The sequence below is a fragment of the Rhizobium sp. NZLR10 genome (assembly GCF_019685125.1).
Classification (GTDB): Bacteria; Pseudomonadota; Alphaproteobacteria; order Rhizobiales; family Rhizobiaceae; genus Rhizobium.
The window spans coordinates 182220-206544 of record NZ_JABDWE010000012.1 but is presented as its reverse complement, the minus strand read 5'-3'; the positions used below and the strand labels follow the sequence as shown (position 1 = coordinate 206544).

The following is a 24325-nucleotide window of genomic DNA, read 5'->3' as shown; positions in this document are numbered from 1 at the left end:
GCTGTCTAAATGCCGCCCGGCGCGCCGCCAAGGCTTGCCTTCACGGCGGGCGCGCGCCATGTTTTGCCCGAACTTGGCGGGTGTTCCGCCGCGCCGATTCGCCGGGAGAAGCTTTATGAAAATCAGAACTGGTCTCGTTCTTGTCGGTGCAGCGGCTGCTCTTGCCGCCTGCGTTTCATCAGAGCCGCGCCGCCTGCCAGTTGCAATGACGCCGTCAGCCACCGGCGTCGAAGGCAACTGGAGCGATCCGAACGGCATCGTTTCCACCTTCCAGGGCGGTAGTTTCACCACCCGCACGACCGACAGCAACCAGCTTCTTGCCTCGGGCACCTATATCAACACTTCGCCGACCTTGGTGGAGATCAACATGACCTCGCTGGTGCGTAAGACCCAGTCCAAGGTGAATTGCGCCCTTGTCAATCAGAGCCAGCTCAATTGCACCTCCGATTCCGGCGCACAATTCACGCTTTCCCGCCGAGGCTAAGGGGATAGGCTAAGCACGCCATGCGCGCCCTCGCCGTTTATCTCGTCCTGCTGCTCGCGCTGCCGCTTGCAGCACTTGCCGTCGTTTTTCCGGCCAACGTCTATCGTGCCCAGGGCATCGCCGCTCCCGATTGCGACAGACCGGGCCAGGTGCTGATGTTGGCCGTGCCGGCAATATTGATCTACGGCGCCGGCGCACTCTTTGCCTATCGAGCCGGCCGGCGCTTTAATCGCCTCATTTTCCTTCTCTGTTTGAGCATCGCGCTCGCTACGGTTCCGAATATTGCGGAGGCCGTGCACGAACTCTATCGAAATGCCGCCGCCGGCGAATGCCGGGGATAGCAACCGGCTTTTTTGCCCTGCCCCCTTGGAAAGCGTCAGGCCTAGCCCAGCTTTCTCTTGCGGTCGCCCATCCTCTGATGGAACATCCGCAGGCCGGGACCGCCCCCGGCGGACTATGAAGGGATCGGCGAGGATCAGGGGGATCTCTCGCCCAATCAGGAGAACAGGGATGACGAAGTCTTTCAGCTTCGGTCTTTTGACCGCGTCCATGCTGGCGCTGAGCGCGGGCGCTGCCTTTGCGGATTACGAACTCAATATTCTTCATATTAACGATTTCCATTCGCGCATCGAATCGATCAACAAGTTCGACTCCACCTGCTCGGCCGAGGAAGAAGGCAAGAACGAATGCTTCGGGGGTGCTGCCCGCCTGAAGGTCGCGATCGACCAGCGGCGTCAGGCGCTGTCGGGCAAGAACGTCGTCCTCCTGAATGCCGGGGACAATTTCCAGGGCTCGCTCTTCTACACGACCTATAAGGGCGCTGCCGAAGCCGAATTCCTGAACCTGATGAAGTTCGACGCCATGACCGTCGGCAACCATGAATTCGACGACAGCGAGGACGGGCTTGCGACCTTCCTCGACAAGGTGCAGTTCCCTGTCGTGACGGCGAACGTTAAGGCGACAGCCGCCTCCAAGCTCGGCGACCGCATCAAGCCGTCGCTGGTGCTCGATGTCGGCGGCCAGAAGATCGGTATTGTCGGCGCCGTCACCAATGATACGGCCGAACTTTCCTCCCCCGGCCCGAATGTCACGATCGCCGATGACGTCCAGGCGATAACCTCCGCCGTTCAGGATCTGAAGGGCCAGGGTGTCAACAAGATCATCGCGTTGACCCATGTTGGTTACCCCCGCGATCTCGCTTTGATCGCCAAGATCCCAGACGTCGATGTCGTTGTCGGCGGCCACTCCCATAGCCTGCTCTCCAATACCGATCCAAAGGCTGAAGGCCCCTACCCGACGATGGTCGACAATCCCGGTGGCTACAAGGTGCCGGTCGTTCAGGCTGCCTCTTACAGCAAATATCTCGGCGATCTCGTCGTCAATTTCGACGATAGCGGCGTCGTCAAGGATGCCAAGGGCGATCCGATCCTGATCGATTCAACCTTTACGCCCGATCCGGCCGTCGTTGCCCGCATCACCGAACTGGCCAAACCGATCGAAGAATTGCGCAAGAAGGTCATCGGTTCCTCCGAGGCCCCGATCGAGGGCGACCGCAAGGTCTGTCGCGTCAAGGAATGCTCGATGGGCAATCTGGTGGCCGACGCCATGCTCGACCGCACCAAAAACCAAGGCGTTACCATCGCCGTCCAGAATGGCGGCGGTCTGCGTGCTTCGATCGACGGCGGCGAGGTCACCCAGGGCGAAGTCATCACCGTCCTGCCTTTCCAGAACACGCTTGCCACGTTCGAGGCAACCGGCGCAGATGTCGTCAAGGCGCTTGAAAACGGCGTCAGCCAGATCGATCAGGGCGCCGGCCGCTTCCCGCAGGTCGCCGGCCTGAAATTCTCCTTCGACCAGTCCAAACCTGTCGGCAGCCGCGTCAGCGATGTCCAGGTGAAGGAGGGCGACAACTCCGCCCCGATCGACCCTGGTAAGACCTACAAGGTCGCCACCAACAATTTTATGCGGGCCGGCGGCGATGGCTATTCGATCTTTAAGGACGGCAAGAACGCCTATGATTTTGGCCCGGATCTCGCCGACGTGACCGCCGAATATCTGGCAGCCCACTCACCGTATAAACCCTATACCGAAGGCCGCGTCACCGAAATCGCCGCGGTTGTGGCGCAGGCCCCCGCCGCCGAACCCGCTGCTCCGGCGACGCCGGCAGCACCTGCACCAACCACCGAACCTGCCCCCGCCCCTGCGGCAGCGCCAGCTCCGGCCACGCCGGCCGCACCCGCGCCTACTGCGGAACCGGTACCGGCGTCGGCACCCGCCGCAACGGCGCCGTCCACCTACGTGATCGCCGCGGGCGACACCTTCTGGGATCTCGCCGTGACCTTCTATGGCGACGGCACGCTATGGCGGAAGCTTTCGGAGGCCAACGGCAGTCCGAACCCACGCCACCTGACGGTCGGCAAAGAGATCGAAGTTCCGGCAAAATAAGACAATTTGTCCCGATTGCCATGACCGGTCCGGGGTTTCCCGGGCCGGTTTTTCTTTCTATAGGGTGAACCAAGATCTCCAGGCTGCGTATGAGCCGACGAGACAGAAAAGAGAGCGTTGGGGCCAAATGACAGCAGATCTTTCACACCGCCCGGCGGACCATCCGGCCGTCAAGTCAGGCAAGGTGGGTGTCCTTCTGGTCAATCTCGGCACGCCCGACGGCACCGATTATACCTCGATGCGCAGCTATCTCAGGGAATTCCTGACCGATCGCCGCGTCATCGAATGGTCGCCCTGGAAGTGGTATCCGATCCTGTTCGGCATCGTGCTCAACACCCGCCCGCAGAAAGTCGGCAAGGCCTATGAGCTGATCTGGAACAAGGAGAAGAACGAAAGCTATCTCCGCACCTACACGCGCAACCAGTCGGAGTTGATGACCGGGCGCCTGAGGGATCTTGATAACGTCAAGGTCGACTGGGCGATGCGCTACGGCACCCCGTCGATCGCTTCGCGCATCGAGGCGCTGAAGCAAGAGGGTTGCGACCGCATCGTGCTCTTCCCGCTCTATCCGCAATATGCGGCGGCAACGACCGCCACGGTCAACGACAAGGCCTTCCAGAAGCTGCTCTCGATGCGTTGGCAGCCGGCGCTGCGCACCGTGCCCGCCTATCACGACGACGAGACCTATATCGAGGCGCTCGCGAAGTCTGTCGAACGGCATCTTTCGACGCTCGACTGGAAGCCCGAAATGCTGCTCGCCTCCTTCCACGGCATTCCGATATCCTATTTCAAGCAGGGCGATCCCTATTACTGCCAATGCCAGAAGACCGGCCGGCTGCTGCGCGAGCGGCTCGGGCTCACCAAGGAAAACTTCATGGTCACCTTCCAGTCCCGATTCGGGCCGGAGGAATGGCTGCAGCCCTATACAGACAAGACAGTGGAGAAGCTTGCCAAGGACGGCGTCAAGCGCATCGCTGTCATCAATCCCGGCTTCGTCTCCGACTGTCTGGAGACGCTGGAGGAGATCGCCGAACAGGCTGCTCATTCCTTCCATGAGAACGGCGGCGAGACGTTCGCGCATATCCCCTGCCTCAACGACGGAGAGGACGGCATGACGGTGCTGGAAAAGGTCGTCCGCCGCGAATTGCAGGGCTGGGTCTGAGAAACCGTTTTCAGAAGGCAGCACTGCACGGTTAGCCGGCGACAGCCCGAATGGGCATTGCAAGACCAAACCTTCTTTCCACTTGGATGGGAGGTGGGCATGCGTGTGTCGTTTCCTCCTCGCAAAGAACATGCTAACTCACCACATCTATGGTGTGCACGCGCGCGCATGCGCGGATGAGAGGAATTTTTCATGCTGTTCGGCGGCTTCGATATCGTCGTGATCGTGCTGGTCATTTTCGTCATTCTGGTGCTCTTTGCCGGGATCAAAACCGTGCCGCAGGGCTACCGCTATACGATCGAGCGCTTCGGGCGTTATACCCGCACGCTGGAGCCCGGACTTAACCTGATCACTCCCTTCATCGAGCGTGTCGGCGCCCGGTTGAACGTGATGGAGCAGGTGCTGAGCGTGCCGACCCAGGAGGTGATTACCAAGGACAATGCCTCGGTCTCGGCCGATGCCGTCTCCTTCTATCAGGTGCTGAACGCCGCCCAGGCCGCCTATCAGGTCGCCAATCTCGAAAATGCCATCCTCAATCTGACCATGACCAACATCCGCTCGGTCATGGGCTCGATGGATCTCGACGAGCTGCTTTCCAACCGCGATGCAATCAACGACCGGCTGCTGCGCGTCGTCGACGAGGCCGTGCATCCCTGGGGCATCAAGGTCACTCGTGTCGAGATCAAGGACATCCAGCCGCCGCGCGACCTCGTCGATGCCATGGCTCGCCAGATGAAGGCCGAGCGCGAGAAGCGCGCCCAGGTGCTGGAAGCCGAGGGCTCGCGCAACGCGCAGATCCTCAGGGCCGAAGGCGCCAAGCAATCGGCCATTCTCCAGGCCGAAGGCCAGCGCGAGGCCGCCTTCCGCAATGCTGAAGCTCGCGAACGCCTGGCCGAGGCTGAAGCCAAAGCGACCAAGATGGTCTCCGAAGCGATCGCCGCCGGCGACATTCAGGCGATCAATTATTTCGTTGCGCAGAAATACACCGAGGCGCTCACCTCGATCGGCTCCGCATCCAATTCCAAGATCGTGATGATGCCGATGGAAGCCTCGTCCATCCTCAGCTCGCTCGGCGGCATCGGCGCCATTGCCCGCGAAGTCTTCGGCGATGCCGGCAACAACCCGGCAACGCTGCCACCCTTGTCGCGTCCGCGCCCCGCGCCGGCGCGCTCGACGCCGCCGATCAATCCGTCGACCCCCAATCCTTTCAATCCCGATCCGGAGCGATAAGCCATGCTGGCGAAGATCGTCGCCGAACTTGGTCCGTGGAGTTGGTGGGTCGCAGGCCTCGTGCTGCTCGCCGCGGAAATGATCGTACCCGGCTTCTTCCTGGTCTGGATCGGCCTGGCCGCCTTGATCGTCGGCGCGCTGTCGCTGCTCTTCTGGGACAGCGCCTTCTGGGTCTGGGAGCTGCAGGCGATCCTTTTTGCGCTGCTCGCGGTAGCCACGACGTTCGCCGGCCGTCGGCTGACGCTGCGCAATTCCACGACCGACGAGCCCTTCCTCAATCAGCGCGGCGCGAGCCTCGTCGGCCGCACCGCGACGCTGCACGAACCGATCAGCGAGGGCCGCGGCCGCATCCGCCTCGACGATACGCTATGGCAGGTGATGGGACCGGACCTGCCCGTCGGAACGCAGGTGAAGGTGGTTTCGAGCAACGGCCGCGACCTCACAGTCGAACCTGTCTGATCGAGCAAAAACAAAGACCTAAAGCGCAGGAAGTGAACCCGTTGGATCGCGGCGCGCCTCAGGCGACGCCAATCCGCAGTAGGTCATGGAAATGCACCAGTCCGACCGGCCTGCGGTCGTCGTCGGTGACGATCAGCGCGCCGATGTGATGCTGGTTGAGCAACGCCAGGGCGGCGGTCGCCAGCACCGTCGACTTCACGGTTTTCGGCGTCCGCGTCATGATGTCGTCGACGGCAAGTTCGGAGAGATTGCGGGTCAGGTTGCGCGCCATGTCGCCTTCGGTGACGATCCCGCAGAGCCGCCCATCCTCGTCAAGCACGCCGACGCAACCGAAATGCTTGCGCGACAGCACCGTGATCGCCTCCGGCATCGGTGTGCCCTTGGCAACGAGCGGCAGCCGCTCGCCGGTATGCATGATATCGGCGACGTGCATCAGGCTCGCCCCCAGCTTGCCGCCGGGATGGAACACGTGGAAGTCCGTCGCGGTAAAACCGCGCGCCTCCAACAGCGCCACCGCCAGCGCATCACCGATCGCAAGCTGCATCAGCGTCGAGGTCGTCGGCGCCAGCCCATTCGGGCAGGCCTCCTGCTCATTCGGCACGAGAAGGACGATATCGGCGGCGGTCGCAAGCGAGGAACGGTCGCTGCAAGTGATCGCGATCAGCGGAATGGAGAAGCGCCGCGTGAAGGAAATGATGCTCTTGAGCTCAGCACTCTCGCCGCCTTTGGAAATCGCCAACACGACGTCGTCGCGCGCGATCATGCCGAGGTCGCCGTGATTGGCCTCCGCCGCATGCACGAAAAAGGCAGGTGTCCCCGTTGAAGCGAACGTCGCCGCGAGCTTGGCGCCGATATGTCCGCTTTTGCCGACGCCGGTGACGATGACCCGCCCCGAGATGTCGCCGATCACTTCAATGGCGCGCGTGAAAGGACCGGCCAATCCATTGTCAAAGGCCTGTTCAAGCGCTTCAAGACCGCGTCTTTCGGTCTCTATCGTGCGTTTTGCCGATTCGAGCACGCTGTTTTCAACGAGGTTTATCGCTCTTCTGTTCATGAAATTGCGTTAGACCTTTTCACTTTCCAAGTCCACCCCGCACTCTTTCCGAAATGTGAACAGCGCTCGCCGCCGGCAACGAATGATTAACCACGAGGCTTTACCTTTGGGTAAGAACCGAAAGCATGTCAGGCGCGAATTGCATGGGCCAGCCAAAACAGACGAGCAGTGTGACGCCGCTCCGCGCCATGAGCCGTGCCGTCTCGTTTGTCGCGTTCTGCAGTCTGCTGCTCGGTCAGACAGCCTTTGCACAGTCCGCCTCGCCGCAGCCGGCAGGCACGGCAAACAGGCGCTCCACGGCCTCTCAGGACTATCGCACCACGAACAATGCTGCCGGTTTTGATGACGAGACCGACGATACCGCCACGCCCGCGACAAACGGCACATCCGCGAACGCGGACGATGCCCAGCAGAGGCCGGCGATACCGGATGCGCAAGCCAGCGACGACATTACCGGCTCCATCCTCGACGACGACATCCGCCGGCTGAACACACGCGAAACGCCGATCGACGAGACGCTGCCGCGCCGTAGGACTGCCGAAAGTGCCTCGGCGGCCGAAACGCCGGGCATTCCGATCGGCACGTTCGTGCTCCGCCCGAGCGTCACCCAGAGCATCAACACCGAGACCACTAAGGACGGCAACACCAGGCAACGGCGCGCCTTCCTCGAAACGGACGCAGCCGCGACCCTGACCTCGGACTGGGGCCGGCATCAGCTGACCGTAACTTCGGAAGGCGCCTGGCAGAGGAATATCAGCGGCGAGGGCGAGGAGCAGCCGTCCTTCAAAGTCAACGGCGACCTCCGGCTGGATCTTTCCGACGATACGGTCGCGCATCTCACCGCCGGGTACAATTTCTACCGCGAGGATACGGACGATCCCGAGGCCATCGCCAACGCAGCACAGCAGTCTGATGTGCAGGAGTTTAGCGCGGGCGCCTCAGTCCAACGCGATTTCGGCATCCTGCGCGGCACGACGGCACTGGCACTGACCCGCTCGATCTATTCGGATGCCACGCTTGCGAACGGCACGACCGTTGAGCTGAGCGACCGCAACCAGACGGCTGGCACGCTGCGCGGCCGCGTCGGTTACGAGCTGTCCCCCGCGCTCATCCCCTTCATCGAGGCGACGATCGGCCGGAGTGTCTATGACGAGACGCGCGATTCCGCCGGCTATGAGCGTTCTGGCCACGCCTATGGCGCCAAGGCAGGCGTCGAGGTCGACCTCGGCGAAAAGCTGAAGGGTGAAGTCGGTGTCGGCTACGAGATGGCGAATTTCGAAGACAGCCGCCTGTCCTCGATCGATACCGCCACGCTCGATGCGAGCCTGCTCTGGTCGCCGATCCGCGGCACCGACGTCAATCTCGACCTGCAGACGAGCATCCAGCCCTCGACCACGGCGGGCGAAAGCGGCTACGTCTCGCACGCGCTGACGACGACGGTCACCCACCAGCTGCGCGACAATCTGGTCGGGACGATGATCGGCGGGGTAACGTGGCGCGATTATCCCACAGATAGCACCATCAATGACGAACTCGTCTATACCGCCGCGACCGGTCTGACCTGGAACATCAACCGCTATCTCGATTTGACCAGCACGCTCGGTTACGAGCTGACAACGCGCAAGGAAGGCACCGATTCGCAGCAATTGCGAGCCGGCGTTGGTCTCAAGTTGAAGCGCTAATGCATGTCGCCGGGAAGTGTGCGGCGGTTCCCGGATAACGACATACACAAAAACAAAGAGCTAAAGCGCGTCGCATGAATCAAGCTAAGTGCGACGCGCTTTAATTTAGGGATGCAAAAACGCCACGCATCTGGGAGGATACGCGGCGCTCTATCATTTATATGCTGTGCGGGAAGGTTACTTCAGACCGGCGAGCAATTCCTTGAAGCCGCCTTCGACGGTCGGGCGGATATCGTCGCGTTCGAGAGCGAAGGCGACGTTTGCCAGGATGAAGCCATCCTTGGCGCCGCAGTCGTAGGTCGCGCCGCGGAAGTGGTAACCGGCGAAATCCTGCTCCTTCAGCAGCTTCAGCATGCCGTCGGTAAGCTGGATCTCATTGCCGGCGCCACGCTCCTGGGTTTCGAGGATCTTGAAGATCTCCGGCTGCAGGATGTAGCGACCGTTGATGAAGAAGTTGGAAGGCGCTGTCCCCTTGGCAGGCTTTTCCACCATGCCGGTGATTCGGAAGCCATCGCCGATCGCCTCGCCGACGCCGACGATGCCGTATTTATGGGCCTGGTCGGGCGCGCATTCCTCAACGGCGATGATATTGCCGCCGCTCTGGCCGTAGAGGTCGATCATGCCCTTCATGCAGCCCTTGTCGCCCTTCATGATCATATCGGGCAGCAACAGTGCGAAGGGCTCGTCACCGACGATTTCGCGGGCGCACCAAACCGCGTGGCCGAGGCCGAGCGGCTCCTGCTGGCGGGTAAAGCTCACCGTGCCGGCCTTCGGCAATTGCTGGGCGAGAAGGGTTATCTCGGCCTTCTTGGCGCGCTCGCGCAGCGTCTGCTCCAACTCGAAATGGATGTCGAAATAATCTTCGATGACGTGCTTGTTGCGTCCGGTGACGAAAACCAGATGTTCGATCCCGGCCTCGATCGCCTCATCGACGACATATTGAATGATTGGCTTGTCGACGACGGTCAACATTTCCTTCGGAACAGCCTTGGTTGCCGGTAGGAATCGCGTTCCTAACCCCGCAACCGGAAATACTGCTTTACGAACTTTATTGTGTTGAGCCACACGCGGCCTCCTGGTTCGATCATATCGCTTGGAAATGGAGCTTTTTAGCTTTAACTAGTATAGAATTGCTACGGTTTTGCAAATGGTGACCGCAGCGGATCGCCATGGTAAAGAATTTGTTGACTCCGTTCCTGTAGTCTCGGGTTTGGGCGGACATGATGCCCCGCTGCACCGGAAACTGAAGATGACGGATACGATTGTCGATGGCCCAGAATCACAAATACTCCCTTCGTGGTCTTGCTCTCGCCCTCGTTGTCGCCGCCCAGGTCGGGCTGGTTCCTGACAACGCGAAAGCCGATTCCCGGTTCCAGAAATGGATCGCGGATTTTTACCAAACTGCCGCTCAGAGTGGCATCAGTAAGGCAACTTATCAAAAGGCCTTTTCCGGAGTGACCGAGCCCGATCCGACCGTGCTCGAAAAGGCGGCCTACCAGCCGGAATTCACTTCGAAAATCTGGGACTACGTCGATTCCCGTGTCAATCCCTATACGATCAAGATCGGCCGCGAGATGGCCGTTAAGCACGCAAGAACGCTCGATGCGATCGAGCGGCGATTCGGCGTCGACAAGACCATTCTCTTGGCCATCTGGTCGATGGAATCGAATTACGGCGCAATCCTCGACAAGGACGACCGGCTGCACTACGTGCCGCGGGCGCTCGCAACGCTTGGCTATGCCGATCCGAGCCGCGCCAAATTCGCCAAGAAGCAGCTGGTCGCCGCGCTGAAGATCCTGCAGAACGGCGATGTGCCGGCACGCGAGATGACCGGCTCCTGGGCCGGCGCCATGGGCCACACCCAGTTCATTCCGACAAGCTACCTGCTTTATGCTGTCGATGCCGATGGCAACGGCCATCGCGACATCTGGAACTCGGTGCCCGATGCACTGGCGACCTCGGCCAATCTTCTGATGAAGAACGGCTGGGACACCGGCAAGACCTGGGGCTACGAGGTTGTCGTTCCCGCCGCAGCCGCCAAGCAGGCCGGCAAAACCCACACACTGGCCCAATGGGCGGCACTCGGCCTGGCACGCCCGAACGGCAAGGCTTTCCGAGAGAGCACCACCAAGGCCATGCTGAAGATGCCGGCTGGCGCCGGCGGCCCAGGCTTCCTGATGACCGCCAACTTCTTCACCATCAAGAACTACAATGCGTCGGACAGCTATGCGCTTGCCGTCGGCCTGCTCGCCGACCAGATCGCCGGCTACGGCGGCCTGCAGCAGCGCTGGCCGCGCCCGGACGGCGCCCTTGACGTCACCGAGAAATTCGAGCTGCAGACCCGCCTGAAGACGCTCGGCTATTACAATGGCGAGGTCGACGGCAATTTCGGCTCGGGTTCGAAGGCGGCGATCTCAGCCGCGCAGTCGCGCATCGGAATGCAGCCGGATGGCGAGCCCTCGCTGCCGCTTCTGAACGCACTACGCCGCTAGACCTGATGATCCCGACCGGATCGAACGGAACCTGAATCCGCCTTTGAATCAAGGAAATAGGGTATGATGCCGCCCGAAGACCACACATACTTTTCGGCATATGCCCTACAACTGGCAGAACCGTGACCTACATAGCAGCGGGAGTGGACGCTGGCCTACCCTGCCTGCAAGATGCCGGCAGATGCGGAACTGCCCATGACGAATAAAACTGATCGAACCCCAATCCGTTGGCTCATGCTCGCCGTGGCGGCCGCTTCGCTATGCCTCGGCGCCCTTGCGCCGGTGCATATTGCGGAAGCGCAGGAGCAGCGCTACCAGCGGCGTTCGATCCTCGATTTCTTCCTCGGCCGGCGCTATCTCGACGACGGCCCGCAAGCCCCCGACGTCCCGCAGCCGAGGCGCCAGCAGCACAAGCGACCGCCGTCGCAGAAAGCCGTCGTCAACACCCGCACCGCGCCGCCGCTCCGCGCGCCCGTGCAGGAGGAGCCGGTGGTGCAGAAGCTCGGCGACGCCAAGAAGATCCTGATCGTCGGCGATTTCCTGGCCAGCGGCCTTGGCGACGGCCTCACTGCCGCCTTCGAGACCTCGCCGGGGGTTGTCGTTGAAGCCCGCGGCAATGTCTCATCGGGTCTCGTCCGCGACGATTATTACGACTGGCCGGAACAACTGCCGAAGATGATCGACGAGCTGAAGCCGGCAATGGTCGTCGTGATGATCGGCGCCAACGATCGCCAGCAGATGATGACCGATACGGCCAAGGAAAAATTCCGCACCGATAGCTGGTTTACCGAATACCGCCGCCGTGTTCTCTCCTTCGGCAGGCAAGTTACCGACCGCAAGATCCCGCTGCTCTGGGTCGGCCTTCCCGCCTTCGAATCCGATCAGATGACGGCCGATGCCGTCCAGATGAACCAGCTCTACCGTAATCAGGTCGAAAGCATCGGTGGTGAATTCGTCGATATCTGGGATGGTTTCGTCGATGAAAACAGCAACTTCATCGTCACCGGTTCGGATGTGAACGGCCAGCAGGTCAGACTGCGCACATCCGATGGCATCAACCTTACCCAGGCCGGTCGGCGCAAGCTCGCCTTCTATGTGGAAAAACCGGCACGGCGTCTTCTCGGCACGCAGGCAAGCCCCGATCTGGTTCGCCTCGACTCCAGCAATCTGCCCGGTCTCGGCCTTCCCGCCAATCCGGCCGAACACACCGTGCCGATCAGCCTCTCCGATCCCAATCTCGACGGCGGCGCCGAGCTTCTCGGCGCAAGGCCGCCGCCTGTGGCTTTGACGCGGTCGCCCCGCGACCTGCTGGTCGAGCAGGGCGAAATGACGCCCGCGCCTCCTGGGCGCATCGATGATTACCGCCTGCCGGTGGCAAAGACGGCGGCCGAAGTCTCGGTCAAATGAAAAGGCCGCGTGCGCCAGCCTTGCTCGTCGTTCCGTTTATGTCGCCGTCGCCTGCGGCCAGCTCAGATAATAGTAGTTCGAGCCGATCAGGCCGAAGAAGGCGTTGCTGTCGTTCGTCTGGTCGACATAGCTGCCGTTTTCCTTGACGAAAGCGCCGTCGGCGCCGCGCTCCAGATGCGCATCGAGGAAGTCGCTCCAGCCGCTGACATCGATCTCCTTGCCGTCCTTGCTCTGAGTTTCCGCCTCATCGGCATCGTCCACGTCCCAGGCAGCAATCGATACGCCCTGCGTCGGGTCGGAGATGGTCAGCGTGCCCGCTTCGAGGGCGGCTAGCATGTCGTGGGCCTTGCCGCTCTCGCCTTCGGCCGCAGCCGCATCCTGCAGCTGCTTCTTCAGCATCGACATGAAGGAGGCGCTGGTCACGTCGGCGCTTCCGCCCGTCGTGTCGGTCGCATCGGACGTGTCGTTCTGGGATGAAAGCGTGTCGAGCAGCCCTGACAGGGCCTGGTTGGAAAGCAGCGAGGCGGAGCTCGGATCGAGCCCATAGCTGCTCAAGATACCGGCAGCCGACGAACTCTGCGTATCCTGCGAACTGTCATCGGAGCTGCGAAGGTTTTTCAGCGCATATCGGGCAGAAACCAGCCGCGTGCTGTCAAGTGCAGAAACCATTTGAAAAATCCTTGTCGAACATTCGCGGCGGTCGATGTCCCTAACGCCCGCGGCCGATGGTGAAATGCCTTCACCGAAACGGCATGGCACCTCCGCTCCGGTCGCCGCCGACTCTTCCCGAGCCCGCGTCCTGCGAAAATCTCGCTTCCCGGTATTGCCTGAGGCTTGCGCCGAATGCCGGCGCGTCAAGCGGTCGCACCCGGGTATAGTCCAAAGCGATAATGCATGTCGCCCGGAAGTGTGCAGCGGTTCCGGGATAACGACATGCATCAAAACAAAGAGCTAAAGCGCGTCGCATGAATCAAATTTGATCCGACGCGCTTTAAAGCGTCCTTGCGCGCCGACAGGACACGCAGCGCTTTACTATAAAACTCCGCCGTAGGGCGGAGCTCTTGTGTCGTGAGCGTCTGTGCCGCCGACGGTCAGTTCGGCAGGACGGTCGAGCCCATCAATTCCTCGTCGATAGCGCGCGCCGCTTGGCGGCCTTCGCGGATCGCCCAGACCACCAGCGATTGGCCGCGGCGTACGTCGCCCGCCGTCCAGAACTTGTCGACCGAAGTCTTGTAGTTGCGGTCGTTGGCGACGACGTTGGTCGAGCCGCGCTTGTCGGTGTTGAGCGTCAGCTTGCCCTCGAGCTCCTTCAGCACGCTGCCGGTGAACGGGCCACGGAAACCGATGGCGATGAAGGCGAGATCGGCCCGGATGACGAATTCGGTGCCCGGAACGGGCCGCCGGCGTTCATCGACCTCACAGCACTTGACACCGATCAGCACGCCGTCTTCGCCGACGAATTCAAGTGTGGCCACCTGGAATTCACGCACCGCGCCCTCGGCCTGCGAGGAGGAGGTGCGCATTTTCGTCGCCCAGAAGGGCCAGACGGCAAGCTTGTCTTCCTTCTCCGGCGGCTGCGGCCGAATGTCGAGCTGGGTGACCTTGACGGCTCCCTGGCGAAACGCCGTGCCGACGCAGTCCGAAGCCGTATCGCCGCCACCAACGACGACGATGTGTTTGGCGCCGGCAAGGATCGGGTCTGACGGCCAGCCGACGCTGTCGATGTTCTCGCGCCCGACGCGGCGGTTCTGCTGCACGAGATAGGGCATCGCATCATGCACGCCGGCAAGGTCTGCGCCCGGAATGCCAGCCTCACGCGGGGTTTCGGAGCCGCCGCAGTAGAGAACGGCGTCGTGATCGGCCAACAGCTGCTCGACCTTGACGTCGACGCCGACATTGGCGCCGCAATGGAAGGTGACGCCCTCGCCCTTCATCTGCTCGACACGGCGATCGATGAAGTTCTTCTCCATCTTGAAATCGGGGATGCCATAACGCAGCAGGCCGCCCGGCTTGGTCTCGCGCTCATAGACGTGCACCTCGTGGCCGGCGCGGCCGAGCTGCTGGGCGGCCGCCATGCCGGCAGGACCGGAGCCGATCACGGCGACCTTCTTGCCCGTATGCACCGTGGCCGGCTGCGGCCGGATGAAGCCGAGCTCGTATGCCTTGTCGGCGATTGCCTGCTCGACCGTCTTGATGGCAACCGGCGCATCCTCGAGATTCAACGTACAGGCTTCCTCGCAAGGCGCCGGGCAGACGCGCCCGGTGAATTCAGGGAAGTTGTTGGTCGAATGCAGGTTCTGGATCGCCGCTTCCCAATTGTTGTTGTACACGAGGTCGTTCCAGTCGGGGATCTGGTTATGAACCGGGCAACCGGTGGGGCCGTGGCAATAGGGGATGCCACAGTCCATGCAGCGCGCAGCCTGTTTCTGCACTTCCAGGTCCGACATCGGGATCGTGAACTCACGGAAATGACGGATACGATCCGACGCCGGCTGGTACTTCGCCACTTGCCGGTCGATTTCCAGAAACCCTGTTACCTTACCCATATTTTCGTCCCTTACCCTCATGACCGCCTCACCGCAGCCAATCTGTCTATCGTCAGTCCCGGTAGCCCGAGCGAGTTGCTTGTCTTGACCGTCATTGGATCATATCCCTTGCAAGACATCCGTGCGATCAAGACAGCCTTCGCCGTCGGCTCCACACGGGTCGTCGAGATATTTCGTCATCCGTCACCTCAGTCAGCAGGTGACGGATGCCCCAGTACAAATCATTCCGCGGCGATGCCCATCCGACTGCGTTCCATTTCCTCGAGCGCACGACGGTATTCGACCGGCATGACCTTGCGGAACTTCGGACGGTAGTCGGCCCAGCTGTCGAGGATCTGCTTGGCGCGGGTCGAGCCCGTATAGTGCAGATGGTTGGAGATCAGCTGGTAAAGGCGCTCCTCGTCATGGCGCGTCATGTCGCCGGAGACGTCGACGCGTCCCTTGTGCATGAGATCGCCGCCGTGATGATGCAGCTTCTCCAGCATGTCGTCCTCCTCGGGCACCGGCTCGAGCTCGACCATCGCCATGTTGCAGCGGCTGGCGAAATCGCCGGTCTCATCGAGCACGTAGGCGACACCGCCGGACATGCCGGCCGCGAAGTTGCGGCCCGTGGCGCCGAGCACGACGACGACGCCGCCGGTCATGTATTCGCAGCCATGGTCGCCGACACCCTCGACGATCGCGATTGCGCCCGAATTGCGCACGGCGAACCGCTCGCCCGCCACACCGCGGAAGTAGCATTCACCCTCGGTCGCACCGTAAAGCACGGTGTTGCCGACGATGATCGAGTTCTCGGCCACGATCCTCGAATTCTCCGGCGGCCGGATGATGATCTTTCCGCCCGAAAGCCCCTTGCCGACATAGTCGTTGCCGTCGCCGATCAGGTTGAAGGTGACGCCGCGCGCCAGGAAGGCGCCGAAACTCTGGCCAGCCGTGCCGCGAAGCGTCACATTGATCGTGTCTTCCTTCAGCCCGCGGTGGCGGTAACGCTTGGCGACTTCGCCGGATAGCATCGCGCCCACCGACCGGTCGACGTTCTTGATGCCGACCTCGAAGGCAACGGGTGTCTTGGCGGTCAGTGCCGGCTGTGCCTGCTCGATCAGCGCGCGGTCGAGAATATCGTCGATCGGGTGCTTCTGCCGGGTCGTCCAGAAGGTCTCCTCCTTGGCAGCATCAACCTTGTGGAAGATACGGCTGAAATCGAGGCCCTTCGCCTTCCAGTGGTTCAGCATCTCGTCCTTCTCAAGGAGCTCCGAGGCGCCGATGATATCGTCGAGCCGGGTAAACCCGAGCGAGGCGAGGATTGCGCGCACTTCGTTGGCAACGAAGAAAAAGTAGTTGATGACGTGCTCCGGAGCGCCCTTGAAGCGCTTGCGCAGCACCGGATCCTGCGTCGCCACACCAACCGGACAGGTGTTGAGATGGCACTTGCGCATCATGATGCAGCCGGCCGCAATCAGCGGCGCGGTGGCGAAGCCGAATTCATCAGCGCCGAGCAGTGCCCCGATGATGACGTCGCGGCCGGTCTTCAGGCCGCCATCCACCTGCAGCGCGACGCGCGAACGCAAGCCATTCAGCACCAGCGTCTGCTGGGTCTCGGCAAGGCCGATTTCCCAGGGGCTGCCGGCATGTTTCAGCGAGGTCAGCGGCGACGCACCCGTGCCGCCGTCGAAGCCCGCGACCGTGATGTGGTCAGCGCGTGCCTTGGCAACGCCGGCAGCAACCGTGCCGACGCCGACTTCCGAGACGAGCTTGACCGAGACATCCGCGGTCGGGTTGACGTTCTTCAGATCGTAGATCAGCTGCGCCAGATCTTCGATCGAGTAGATGTCGTGATGCGGCGGCGGCGAGATCAGGCCGACACCCGGCGTCGAATGGCGGGTCTTGGCAACCGTCGCATCGACCTTGTGACCCGGCAGCTGGCCGCCTTCGCCGGGCTTGGCGCCCTGCGCCACCTTGATCTGCAGCATGTCGGAATTGACGAGATATTCGGTGGTGACGCCGAAGCGGCCCGACGCGATCTGCTTGATCGCCGAACGTTCCGGGTTCATCGAACCATCGGGCAGCGGCATGTAGCGGTCGGATTCCTCGCCGCCCTCGCCGGTGTTCGACTTGCCGCCGATCCGGTTCATGGCGATCGCCAGCGTCGTATGCGCCTCCCTGGAGATCGAGCCGAAGGACATCGCCCCGGTCGAGAAACGCCTGACGATATCGGCCGCCGGCTCGACCTCGTCGATCGAAACCGGCTTGCGTCCGAGCGCCTCGGCGCTCTTGACGCTGAAGAGCCCGCGGATCGTGTTCATGCGCAGCGCCGAATTGTTCACCATATCGGCGAATTCGCGGTAGCGGTCCTCGGCATTGCCGCGCACGGCATGCTGAAGGGCGGCGACTGCATCGGGCGTCCAAGCATGGCTTTCGCCGCGCATGCGGTAGGCATATTCGCCGCCGATGTCGAGCGTCGTGGCAAGCAGCGGATCCGCGCCGAAGGCCGCGGTATGGCGGTCGACGGTCTCCGCCGCGATCGCCTCGAGGCCGACGCCTTCGATCATCGTCGCGGTGCCGAAGAAATACTTGTCGATGAACTCCGACTGCAGGCCGATCGCATCGAAGATCTGCGCGCCGCAATAGGACTGATAGGTCGAGATGCCCATCTTCGACATGACCTTGAGGATGCCTTTGCCGACCGCCTTGATGTAGCGGTAGACGACTTCGGTGGCATCCACTTCCTTCGGGAATTCGCCCTTGGCATGCATGTCGAGCAGCGTGTCGAAGGCGAGGTACGGATTGATCGCCTCCGCGCCATAGCCGGCAAGCAGGCAGAAATGATGGACCTCGCGTGGTTCGCCGGTCTCGACGACGAGACCGACCGAGGTGCGAAGCCCCTTGCGGATCAGGTGATGGTGCACCGCCGCTGTGGCAAGCAACGCAGGAATGGCGATCCGGTCCGGCCCGATCTGGCGGTCGGAGAGCACGATGATGTTGTAGCCGCCCTTGACGGCGGCTTCCGCGCGCTCGCAGAGCCGGTCGAGCATCTCGGGCATGCCAGCCGCGCCGCGCTCGATATCATAGGTGAAATCCAGCGTCTTGGTGTCGAAACGGTCTTCCGTATGACCGATCGAGCGGATTTTCTCGAGATCGCCGTTGGTCAGGATCGGCTGACGCACCTCGAGCCGCTTGGCGTTCGCCGCACCCTCGTGGTCGAGAATGTTCGGCCGCGGCCCGATGAAGGAGACGAGGCTCATCACCAGTTCCTCGCGGATCGGGTCGATCGGCGGGTTCGTCACCTGCGCGAAGTTCTGCTTGAAATAGGTGTAGAGCAGCTTCGGCTTTTCCGACATCGCGGAGATCGGCGTGTCCGTGCCCATCGAGCCGATCGCCTCCTGGCCCGTCGTCGCCATCGGCGACATCAGGATGCGGGTGTCTTCGAGCGTGTAACCGAAGGCCTGCTGACGGTCGAGCAGCGACACGTCGCGGCGCAGCGCCCGCGGCTCCACCGGCTTCAGTTCTTCCAGGATAAGCTGGGTGCGGCCGAGCCAGCTGCGATAGGGATGCGCCGTCGCCAGCTGCGACTTCACCTCGTCGTCGGAGATGATGCGGCCTTCTTCCATATCGATCAGCAGCATCTTGCCCGGCTGCAGGCGCCACTTCTGAATGATCCTCTCCTCCGGAACCGGCAGCACGCCGGCTTCCGACGCCATGATGACGCGGTCGTCATCGGTGACGAGGTAGCGCGCCGGTCGCAGGCCGTTGCGGTCGAGCGTCGCACCGATCTGCTTGCCGTCGGTGAAGGCGACGGCCGCCGGCCCGTCCCAGGGCTCCATCAAGGCGGCATGATATTCGTAAAAGGCCTTGCGTTCGGCGGCCATCGACTGGTTGCCAGCCCAGGCTTCCGGGATCAGCATCATCACCGCATGCGCCATCGAATAACCGCCGCGCACCAGGAATTCGAGCGCATTGTCGAAGCAGGCCGTGTCCGATTGTCCTTCGTAGGAGATCGGCCAGAGCTTGGAGATATCCTCACCGAACAGCGGCGACGACACCGACGCCTGGCGCGCCGCCATCCAGTTGACGTTGCCGCGCAGCGTGTTGATCTCGCCGTTATGGGCAACCATGCGGTAGGGATGCGCCAGCTTCCACGACGGGAAGGTGTTGGTGGAGAAGCGCTGGTGCACGAGGGCGACCGCGCTTTCGAAACGCGGATCCGACAGGTCCTTGTAATAGACGCCGACCTGATAGGCCAGGAACATACCCTTGTAGACCACCGTCGCCGACGACAGCGATACCGGATAGAAATTGCTCTCCTCGCCGTCGAACTCGTCATAGATGCGGTTGGAGATCACCTTGCGCAGTGTGAACAGCCGACGCTCGAACTCGTCGTTGTTTTCGGCATCCTCGCCGGCGCCGATGAAGACCTGCACATGATGCGGCTCGGTTGCGGCAATGGCCGGCGCCTTGGAGAGCGAGGAATTGTCGACCGGCACGTCGCGAAAACCGATGCAGACCTGACCTTCCTCGGCGATGACGTCCTTGATCACCTTCTTGAAGTGCTCGATCTGCTTTTCATCGCGCGGCATGAAAATATGACCGACGCCATATTCGCCGGCCGGCGGCAGCGTGATGCCTTGCGCGGCCATCTCCTCGCGGAAGAAACGGTCGGGAATTTGCACCAGGATGCCGGCACCGTCGCCCATCAGCGGATCGGCGCCGACGGCGCCGCGATGCGTCAGGTTTTCGAGCATGAACAGGCCGTCCTTGACGATCTGGTGCGACTTCTGACCCTTCATATGCGCGACGAAGCCGACGCCACAGGCGTCGTGTTCGTTGCGGGGATCGTAGAGGCCCTGCTTCTTCGGCAGGCCGGAGGCGGATTTGGACGTATTGGCCGTGGCGCGCACCTCGGCAGCAGCGAACCGGTCAAATTCCATGGATGGCGTCTTCGTCATCATCTTTCCTCCTGTCGAAGCCCGCGGGGCTGCGGGCGGCTTTTCGTCCCGCGCCGCAACCCGAAGATAGGTTCGGCGCATGACAGCGCTGCTGCATGGTGAAGATCGGCCGCAGACATCTGCTTTGAAGGAAAGCAAACCGTCGCGTTCCGCGCCTGCCATTCGCCTCCGCGCGCCGCCCTTGAGGCTTGACGCTCGGAAGAACTATAGCGTGAAAGCCCATCTGTTCCAGGGTTTTCAGCGCCTCCTCGGCCGTGAAGGCCAAAATAGGACAGCAACACTGTCCTAATTCATCAGCTCTATGCCAGAAAGCACTTCGCTCCGCAAGAGCGCGCCGCTAAAAAACATCAATTTGCGACGGAAGATTGCCCGAGAAATGGTCGTCGCGACATAAAATTACAATATTCGTGATTATTCTTTTTATTGATTGCGTAGTTCGATTTCTGTGATGTGTCGCGAGCGGCAACCTTGATCCCGTGAAGCTTTGGCGTAATCTCCGCTGCGACTTGCCAAGCTTTCCCTTCCAACGGTTTCCCCTCATGTTCTTTGCTTCCGATAATTGGGCCGGCGCCCATCGATCCATTGCCGAACGATTGCTGATGGAATCGACCGGTTTTGCCGCCGCCTACGGCGCCGGCGATCTCGACAAGAAGGTCGCGGCCCGCTTTTCCGAGATCTTCGAGCGCGACGTTTCGGTCTTCTTCGTCGCCACCGGCACGGCCGCCAACTCCCTGTCGCTGGCAAGCGTCCAGCGCCCCGGCGGCATCACCTTCTGCCATTCGCAGGCTCATGTGATCGAGGATGAATGCGGGGCTCCGGAATTCTTCTCCGACTCCGCCCGCCTCGTTGCCGTCGACGGCGAAGCCGGCAAGATCGACCCAGCGAAGCTCGTCGCCAAAATCGCAGGCTTTCCAGAAGATGCCGTCCGTCAAGGCCGCGCCAGCGCAGTGACCATCACCCAGACAACCGAGATCGGCACCGTCTATTCCCTGCCGGAGATCGGCGAGATCGCCGCCATCGCCAGAAAGCGCAGCCTGCCGCTCCACATGGATGGCGCCCGCTTCGCCAACGCGCTGGTCGCGCTCGGCGCTACGCCTGCCGAAATGACCTGGAAACGCGGCGTCGACATGCTGTCCTTCGGCGGCACCAAAAACGGCTGCTGGTGCGCGGAAGCGATCGTCTTTTTCAATCCGGATCAAGCCGGGGAAATGCCGTTCATCCGCAAGCGCGCCGCCCAGCTTTTCTCCAAGTCGCGTTTCATCGCCGCTCAGTTCGATGCCTATTTCGAAAATGGCCTCTGGCTCGATCTCGCCCGCCACTCGAACGGCATGGCCGATCGACTGCGCGCCGGCATTGCCATAAGCAACGCCGCGCGCCTCGCCTGGCCGACCGCGTCCAACGAAGTCTTTGCCGTCGTCAGCAAACATGCGGCAAAAACCGCCGAGGAAAAGGGCGCGAAATTCTACGAATGGCCGACCCCAGCGGCAACGCCCGAGCTCGTTTCCGAAAGTGAAACCCTGATCCGCCTGGTCACCAGCTTCGCGACGACGGAAGCGGACGTGGATGGTTTCCTCAAGTGCCTGGCCGCCTGATCGACCGCCGAAACGGCAGTGCCTCACCCCGACCTCAGCCCCCTCACCTTTTGCAGAATATCGTCCGACAGCGCCGAGACCAGCGCCTGATCCGCCCCTTTGCGCGGCACCAGCACGAATTCCACATCCTCCAGCACCGGGAGTTTACCCGCAGCGATCTCTTTCAGGCCCGAGGGCGCCATGCTGCGCGGCTGCACCAGCACGCCCATCCCGGCCCGCGCCGCCGCCGTCAATCCGCTGAGACTCCCGCAGGTGCAGACGATCCGCCAGGCGACGCCGTTTCGCGCCAGCGCCTCCAAGGCGATTACCCGTGTGACGCTCGGCGGCGGAAAGGCGATCAGCGGCAAAGGGCCGGAGGCCAGCACACGCTCCGGATCACGCGCCAGCCAAACGAGCGGCTCGCGATAGACGAGCTTTCCGCGGGCATCGCCGAGCCGGCGCTTGGCGAGCACCAGGTCGATCTCGCCATTGTCCTGCATCTCGTAGAGGACGCCTGATAGTGCGACCGTCAGTTCCAGGTCGACCGACGGATGCGAACGAACGAAATCCTCCAGCACCGCCGGCAACTGGCTGGTGACGAAATCCTCCGACACCCCGAGCCGCAGGCTGCCGCGCAGGCTGTTGCTCTGAAACAGCGACTGCACCTGCCCCGCGATCGAAAGCATCGCGCGCGCGTGCGACAATAGCGCCTCGCCATCGCCGGTCAGCATCACCTTATGTGTGTCACGGACGAGCAGCTTGCGCCCAAGCGCAGCCTCGAGCCGCTGGATATGTTGGCTGACCGTCGACTGCCCGAGGCCCAACCTGTCTGCGGCGAGCGTGAAACTGCCCATCTGTTCGACAGCGACGAAACTGCGCAATTGCGAAAGGTCGAGCATGAATATCCAGTTTCTCGATAACTGTTATTCCTTGCATCCTGGATCACAATGGACGAGAAAGCAATGACTGTTTTATCATGCCGCGAGATCGCCATGCGCCGCTTTCTGCCCGATACATTCACCATCCTGCTGGTCTGCACCGTCATCCTCGCCTCGCTGCTTCCGGCACACGGCACTTTCGCGGGTTATTTCGGCATCGCCACCGATCTTGCCATCGCGCTGCTGTTCTTCCTGCATGGCGCCCGCCTCTCGCGCGATGTCGTCATTGCCGGCCTGCTGCATTGGCGACTGCACCTCGTCATCCTGCTGACCACCTTCGGCATCTTCCCGCTGCTTGGCCTGGCGCTCGGATTGATTCCCGACACCATCCTGCCGCAGCCGCTTTATCTCGGCATCCTCTTCCTCTGCGTGCTGCCGTCGACCGTACAGTCGTCGATCGCCTTCACCTCGATGGCCGGCGGTAACGTGCCTGCCGCCATCTGCTCGGCCTCGGCATCCAACATCTTCGGCATGTTTCTGACACCGCTGCTCGTCGGCCTGCTGTTTTCGGTCGGCGGCCATGGCGGCTTCTCCTTCGACGCCCTGCAGCAGATCCTGCTGCAGCTGCTTGCCCCCTTCATTGTCGGCCAGATCCTGCAGCCTTGGATCGGCGACTGGATCCGCGCCAAGAAAAAGATCCTGATGCCGGTCGACCGCGGCTCGATCCTGATGGTCGTCTATCTCGCCTTCAGCACAGCTGTCGTCGAGGGGCTGTGGCATACCTTCTCGATCGCCGATATCGCGGTCGTCATCGTTGCCGACATGGTTCTGCTGGCAATTGTCCTCGTTTTGACGATGTTCGGCAGCCGCGGCCTGGGCTTCAACAGGCCCGACCAGATCACCATCACTTTTTGCGGCTCGAAGAAAAGTCTCGCAAGCGGCGTGCCGATGGCCAACGTCATCTTCGCCGGCCAGTCGATCGGCGCGATCGTGTTGCCGCTGATGCTCTTCCACCAGATCCAGTTGATGGTCTGCGCCGTTATCGCTCAGAAATACGCGGCCGCCGCAGCCCGCCGGGCGACGGAAAAGGAAATAGACGAAGCCGCGAGCCCGGCTTGAACCGCAATGCCATAATAAAAACGGCGCCCCGATGAGAGCGCCGTCTCTTTTACCCGAAGGGGAAACAATCAGCCGTTGATAATCTGCGCTTCGATGGCCTTCGGAGCCTCGATCGGTTCTGCGGCGATCGCAATCTTGCGGGGCTTCATGGCCTCGGGAATGTTGCGCAGAAGGTCGATGTGCAGCAACCCGTTCTTCAGCGAAGCGGCCGTCACCTCAACATGGTCGGCAAGCTGGAAGCGCCGCTCGAAGGCGCGCTTGGCAATGCCGCGGTAGAGGAATTCGCCGCTTTCGGCAGGTTCCTCGTTCTTTTCGCCTTTCACCGACAGCACATGGGCATGGGCCTCGATCGAAAGTTCGGTCTCGTCGAAACCGGCAACGGCCATGGTTATGCGATAGGTGTTTTCACCGGTGCGCTCGATATTATAGGGCGGATAGGTCTGGGCCTGCTCCGGCTGGGCAAGGCTGTCGAGCATGGTGAACAGCCGGTCGAAACCGACGGTGGAGCGATAAAGGGGAGAGAAGTCTACGTGACGCATGATGTCCTCCTGTGGAAGCGACGTGTTGCGATGAAATGCCCCTGAAACCCCATCTTTGGCGGCCTCGGGACGGTTGCGCGGGCCCTCTTCGGCACCCGCAAAGAGGAGATGGTGATGGGATTTGACGAGTTCAAGACCCTTTCGGAATCGCCTCGATCGGCCCGTGAACCGCGCATGAACGGCCGGTTCGGAGCGCATTCAGGCGCATGAGCCTAGAGATCGCAACGTCGGGTGAATCTGGTCCCGGCGGCTGAAGTGCATCGTCCCTTCTTCTTCAGCTTCAAACTCGGCCGGCTGTGAGCACCTCATGCTCC

The 24325-nt window shown here is 61.9% G+C and carries 18 protein-coding genes; 11 read left to right on the top strand and 7 right to left on the bottom strand.

Annotated elements, in window-relative coordinates; genetic code table 11:
- The first annotated feature begins 115 nt into the window (after positions 1 to 115).
- The 6 genes from omp10 to HJB82_RS19320 all read left to right on the top strand — a co-directional run bounded on the left by omp10 (position 116) and on the right by HJB82_RS19320 (position 5780).
- Complete coding sequence (gene omp10 / locus HJB82_RS19345; protein ID WP_207581752.1) at positions 116 to 484, top strand: outer membrane lipoprotein Omp10; 369 nt, start codon at positions 116 to 118, stop codon at positions 482 to 484.
- A gap of 20 nt (positions 485 to 504) precedes the next feature.
- Entirely contained in the window at positions 505 to 825 is a 321-nt protein-coding gene (locus HJB82_RS19340) for a hypothetical protein (protein WP_207581753.1), read from the top strand.
- A gap of 169 nt (positions 826 to 994) precedes the next feature.
- Positions 995 to 2929, top strand: coding sequence for a bifunctional UDP-sugar hydrolase/5'-nucleotidase (locus tag HJB82_RS19335; RefSeq protein WP_221141020.1), 1935 nt, complete (start codon positions 995 to 997; stop codon positions 2927 to 2929).
- 127 nt (positions 2930 to 3056) lie between these two features.
- Positions 3057 to 4091, top strand: coding sequence for a ferrochelatase (gene hemH, locus HJB82_RS19330; RefSeq protein WP_221116423.1), 1035 nt, complete (start codon positions 3057 to 3059; stop codon positions 4089 to 4091).
- Positions 4092 to 4283: 192 nt separating this feature from the next.
- Positions 4284 to 5321, top strand: a complete 1038-nt coding sequence (locus tag HJB82_RS19325) for an SPFH domain-containing protein (RefSeq protein ID WP_207581756.1) — start codon at positions 4284 to 4286, stop codon at positions 5319 to 5321.
- Between the two features lie 3 nt (positions 5322 to 5324).
- Entirely contained in the window at positions 5325 to 5780 is a 456-nt protein-coding gene (locus tag HJB82_RS19320) for an NfeD family protein (protein ID WP_207581757.1), read from the top strand.
- Positions 5781 to 5838: 58 nt separating this feature from the next.
- Here the strand turns inward: HJB82_RS19320 and HJB82_RS19315 are convergent, their stop codons facing one another.
- Positions 5839 to 6834 (bottom strand): SIS domain-containing protein, encoded by a 996-nt coding sequence (locus HJB82_RS19315; RefSeq protein WP_207581758.1) that lies wholly within the window; start codon positions 6832 to 6834, stop codon positions 5839 to 5841.
- Positions 6835 to 6977: 143 nt separating this feature from the next.
- Here HJB82_RS19315 and HJB82_RS19310 point away from each other — a divergent pair, with 143 nt between their 5' ends.
- Positions 6978 to 8516: an outer membrane beta-barrel protein gene (locus HJB82_RS19310; protein ID WP_207581759.1), complete on the top strand. Its 1539-nt coding sequence runs from the start codon at positions 6978 to 6980 to the stop codon at positions 8514 to 8516.
- Positions 8517 to 8693: 177 nt separating this feature from the next.
- Here the strand turns inward: HJB82_RS19310 and galU are convergent, their stop codons facing one another.
- Positions 8694 to 9581 (bottom strand): UTP--glucose-1-phosphate uridylyltransferase GalU, encoded by an 888-nt coding sequence (gene galU, locus HJB82_RS19305; RefSeq protein WP_207581760.1) that lies wholly within the window; start codon positions 9579 to 9581, stop codon positions 8694 to 8696.
- Positions 9582 to 9784: 203 nt separating this feature from the next.
- Between galU and HJB82_RS19300 the strand changes: the two genes are divergently transcribed.
- Entirely contained in the window at positions 9785 to 11008 is a 1224-nt protein-coding gene (locus tag HJB82_RS19300; protein WP_221131760.1) for a lytic murein transglycosylase, read from the top strand.
- Between the two features lie 171 nt (positions 11009 to 11179).
- Positions 11180 to 12415: an SGNH family hydrolase gene (locus tag HJB82_RS19295; RefSeq protein ID WP_207581762.1), complete on the top strand. Its 1236-nt coding sequence runs from the start codon at positions 11180 to 11182 to the stop codon at positions 12413 to 12415.
- Between the two features lie 36 nt (positions 12416 to 12451).
- On the opposite strand, the gene HJB82_RS19290 is transcribed toward HJB82_RS19295, so the two are convergent.
- The 3 genes from HJB82_RS19290 to gltB form a co-directional block, all read right to left on the bottom strand.
- On the bottom strand, positions 12452 to 13084 hold the full coding sequence (locus tag HJB82_RS19290; protein WP_207581763.1) for a hypothetical protein: 633 nt from the start codon (positions 13082 to 13084) through the stop codon (positions 12452 to 12454).
- 422 nt (positions 13085 to 13506) lie between these two features.
- Entirely contained in the window at positions 13507 to 14961 is a 1455-nt protein-coding gene (locus HJB82_RS19285) for a glutamate synthase subunit beta (protein ID WP_207581764.1), read from the bottom strand.
- 221 nt (positions 14962 to 15182) lie between these two features.
- Entirely contained in the window at positions 15183 to 19907 is a 4725-nt protein-coding gene (gene gltB, locus HJB82_RS19280; RefSeq protein ID WP_207581765.1) for a glutamate synthase large subunit, read from the bottom strand.
- A gap of 536 nt (positions 19908 to 20443) precedes the next feature.
- Here gltB and HJB82_RS19275 point away from each other — a divergent pair.
- Positions 20444 to 21496 (top strand): low specificity L-threonine aldolase, encoded by a 1053-nt coding sequence (locus HJB82_RS19275; protein ID WP_221116428.1) that lies wholly within the window; start codon positions 20444 to 20446, stop codon positions 21494 to 21496.
- A gap of 23 nt (positions 21497 to 21519) precedes the next feature.
- Here the strand turns inward: HJB82_RS19275 and HJB82_RS19270 are convergent, their stop codons facing one another.
- Positions 21520 to 22374: a LysR family transcriptional regulator gene (locus tag HJB82_RS19270; protein ID WP_207581767.1), complete on the bottom strand. Its 855-nt coding sequence runs from the start codon at positions 22372 to 22374 to the stop codon at positions 21520 to 21522.
- A 48-nt stretch (positions 22375 to 22422) separates the two neighbouring features.
- Between HJB82_RS19270 and HJB82_RS19265 the strand changes: the two genes are divergently transcribed.
- Positions 22423 to 23472 carry a bile acid:sodium symporter family protein gene (locus HJB82_RS19265; protein ID WP_207581768.1) on the top strand — a complete coding sequence of 350 codons (1050 nt, stop codon included), beginning with the start codon at positions 22423 to 22425 and terminating at the stop codon, positions 23470 to 23472.
- Between the two features lie 68 nt (positions 23473 to 23540).
- Here the strand turns inward: HJB82_RS19265 and HJB82_RS19260 are convergent, their stop codons facing one another.
- Positions 23541 to 24011 carry an Hsp20 family protein gene (locus HJB82_RS19260; RefSeq protein WP_207581769.1) on the bottom strand — a complete coding sequence of 157 codons (471 nt, stop codon included), beginning with the start codon at positions 24009 to 24011 and terminating at the stop codon, positions 23541 to 23543.
- Positions 24012 to 24325 lie beyond the last annotated feature (314 nt).

Bases quoted from the DNA above. Each gene is read 5' to 3' on its own strand.
- omp10 (WP_207581752.1), top strand. From the start codon at position 116: ATGAAAATCAGAACTGGTCTCGTTCTTGTCGGTGCAGCGGCTGCTCTT.
- HJB82_RS19340 (WP_207581753.1), top strand. From the start codon at position 505: ATGCGCGCCCTCGCCGTTTATCTCGTCCTGCTGCTCGCGCTGCCGCTT.
- HJB82_RS19335 (WP_221141020.1), top strand. From the start codon at position 995: ATGACGAAGTCTTTCAGCTTCGGTCTTTTGACCGCGTCCATGCTGGCG.
- hemH (WP_221116423.1), top strand. From the start codon at position 3,057: ATGACAGCAGATCTTTCACACCGCCCGGCGGACCATCCGGCCGTCAAG.
- HJB82_RS19325 (WP_207581756.1), top strand. From the start codon at position 4,284: ATGCTGTTCGGCGGCTTCGATATCGTCGTGATCGTGCTGGTCATTTTC.
- HJB82_RS19320 (WP_207581757.1), top strand. From the start codon at position 5,325: ATGCTGGCGAAGATCGTCGCCGAACTTGGTCCGTGGAGTTGGTGGGTC.
- HJB82_RS19315 (WP_207581758.1), bottom strand. From the start codon at position 6,834: ATGAACAGAAGAGCGATAAACCTCGTTGAAAACAGCGTGCTCGAATCG.
- HJB82_RS19310 (WP_207581759.1), top strand. From the start codon at position 6,978: ATGGGCCAGCCAAAACAGACGAGCAGTGTGACGCCGCTCCGCGCCATG.
- HJB82_RS19300 (WP_221131760.1), top strand. From the start codon at position 9,785: ATGGCCCAGAATCACAAATACTCCCTTCGTGGTCTTGCTCTCGCCCTC.
- HJB82_RS19295 (WP_207581762.1), top strand. From the start codon at position 11,180: ATGCCGGCAGATGCGGAACTGCCCATGACGAATAAAACTGATCGAACC.
- HJB82_RS19290 (WP_207581763.1), bottom strand. From the start codon at position 13,084: ATGGTTTCTGCACTTGACAGCACGCGGCTGGTTTCTGCCCGATATGCG.
- HJB82_RS19285 (WP_207581764.1), bottom strand. From the start codon at position 14,961: ATGGGTAAGGTAACAGGGTTTCTGGAAATCGACCGGCAAGTGGCGAAG.
- gltB (WP_207581765.1), bottom strand. From the start codon at position 19,907: ATGATGACGAAGACGCCATCCATGGAATTTGACCGGTTCGCTGCTGCC.
- HJB82_RS19275 (WP_221116428.1), top strand. From the start codon at position 20,444: ATGTTCTTTGCTTCCGATAATTGGGCCGGCGCCCATCGATCCATTGCC.
- HJB82_RS19270 (WP_207581767.1), bottom strand. From the start codon at position 22,374: ATGCTCGACCTTTCGCAATTGCGCAGTTTCGTCGCTGTCGAACAGATG.
- HJB82_RS19265 (WP_207581768.1), top strand. From the start codon at position 22,423: ATGGACGAGAAAGCAATGACTGTTTTATCATGCCGCGAGATCGCCATG.
- HJB82_RS19260 (WP_207581769.1), bottom strand. From the start codon at position 24,011: ATGCGTCACGTAGACTTCTCTCCCCTTTATCGCTCCACCGTCGGTTTC.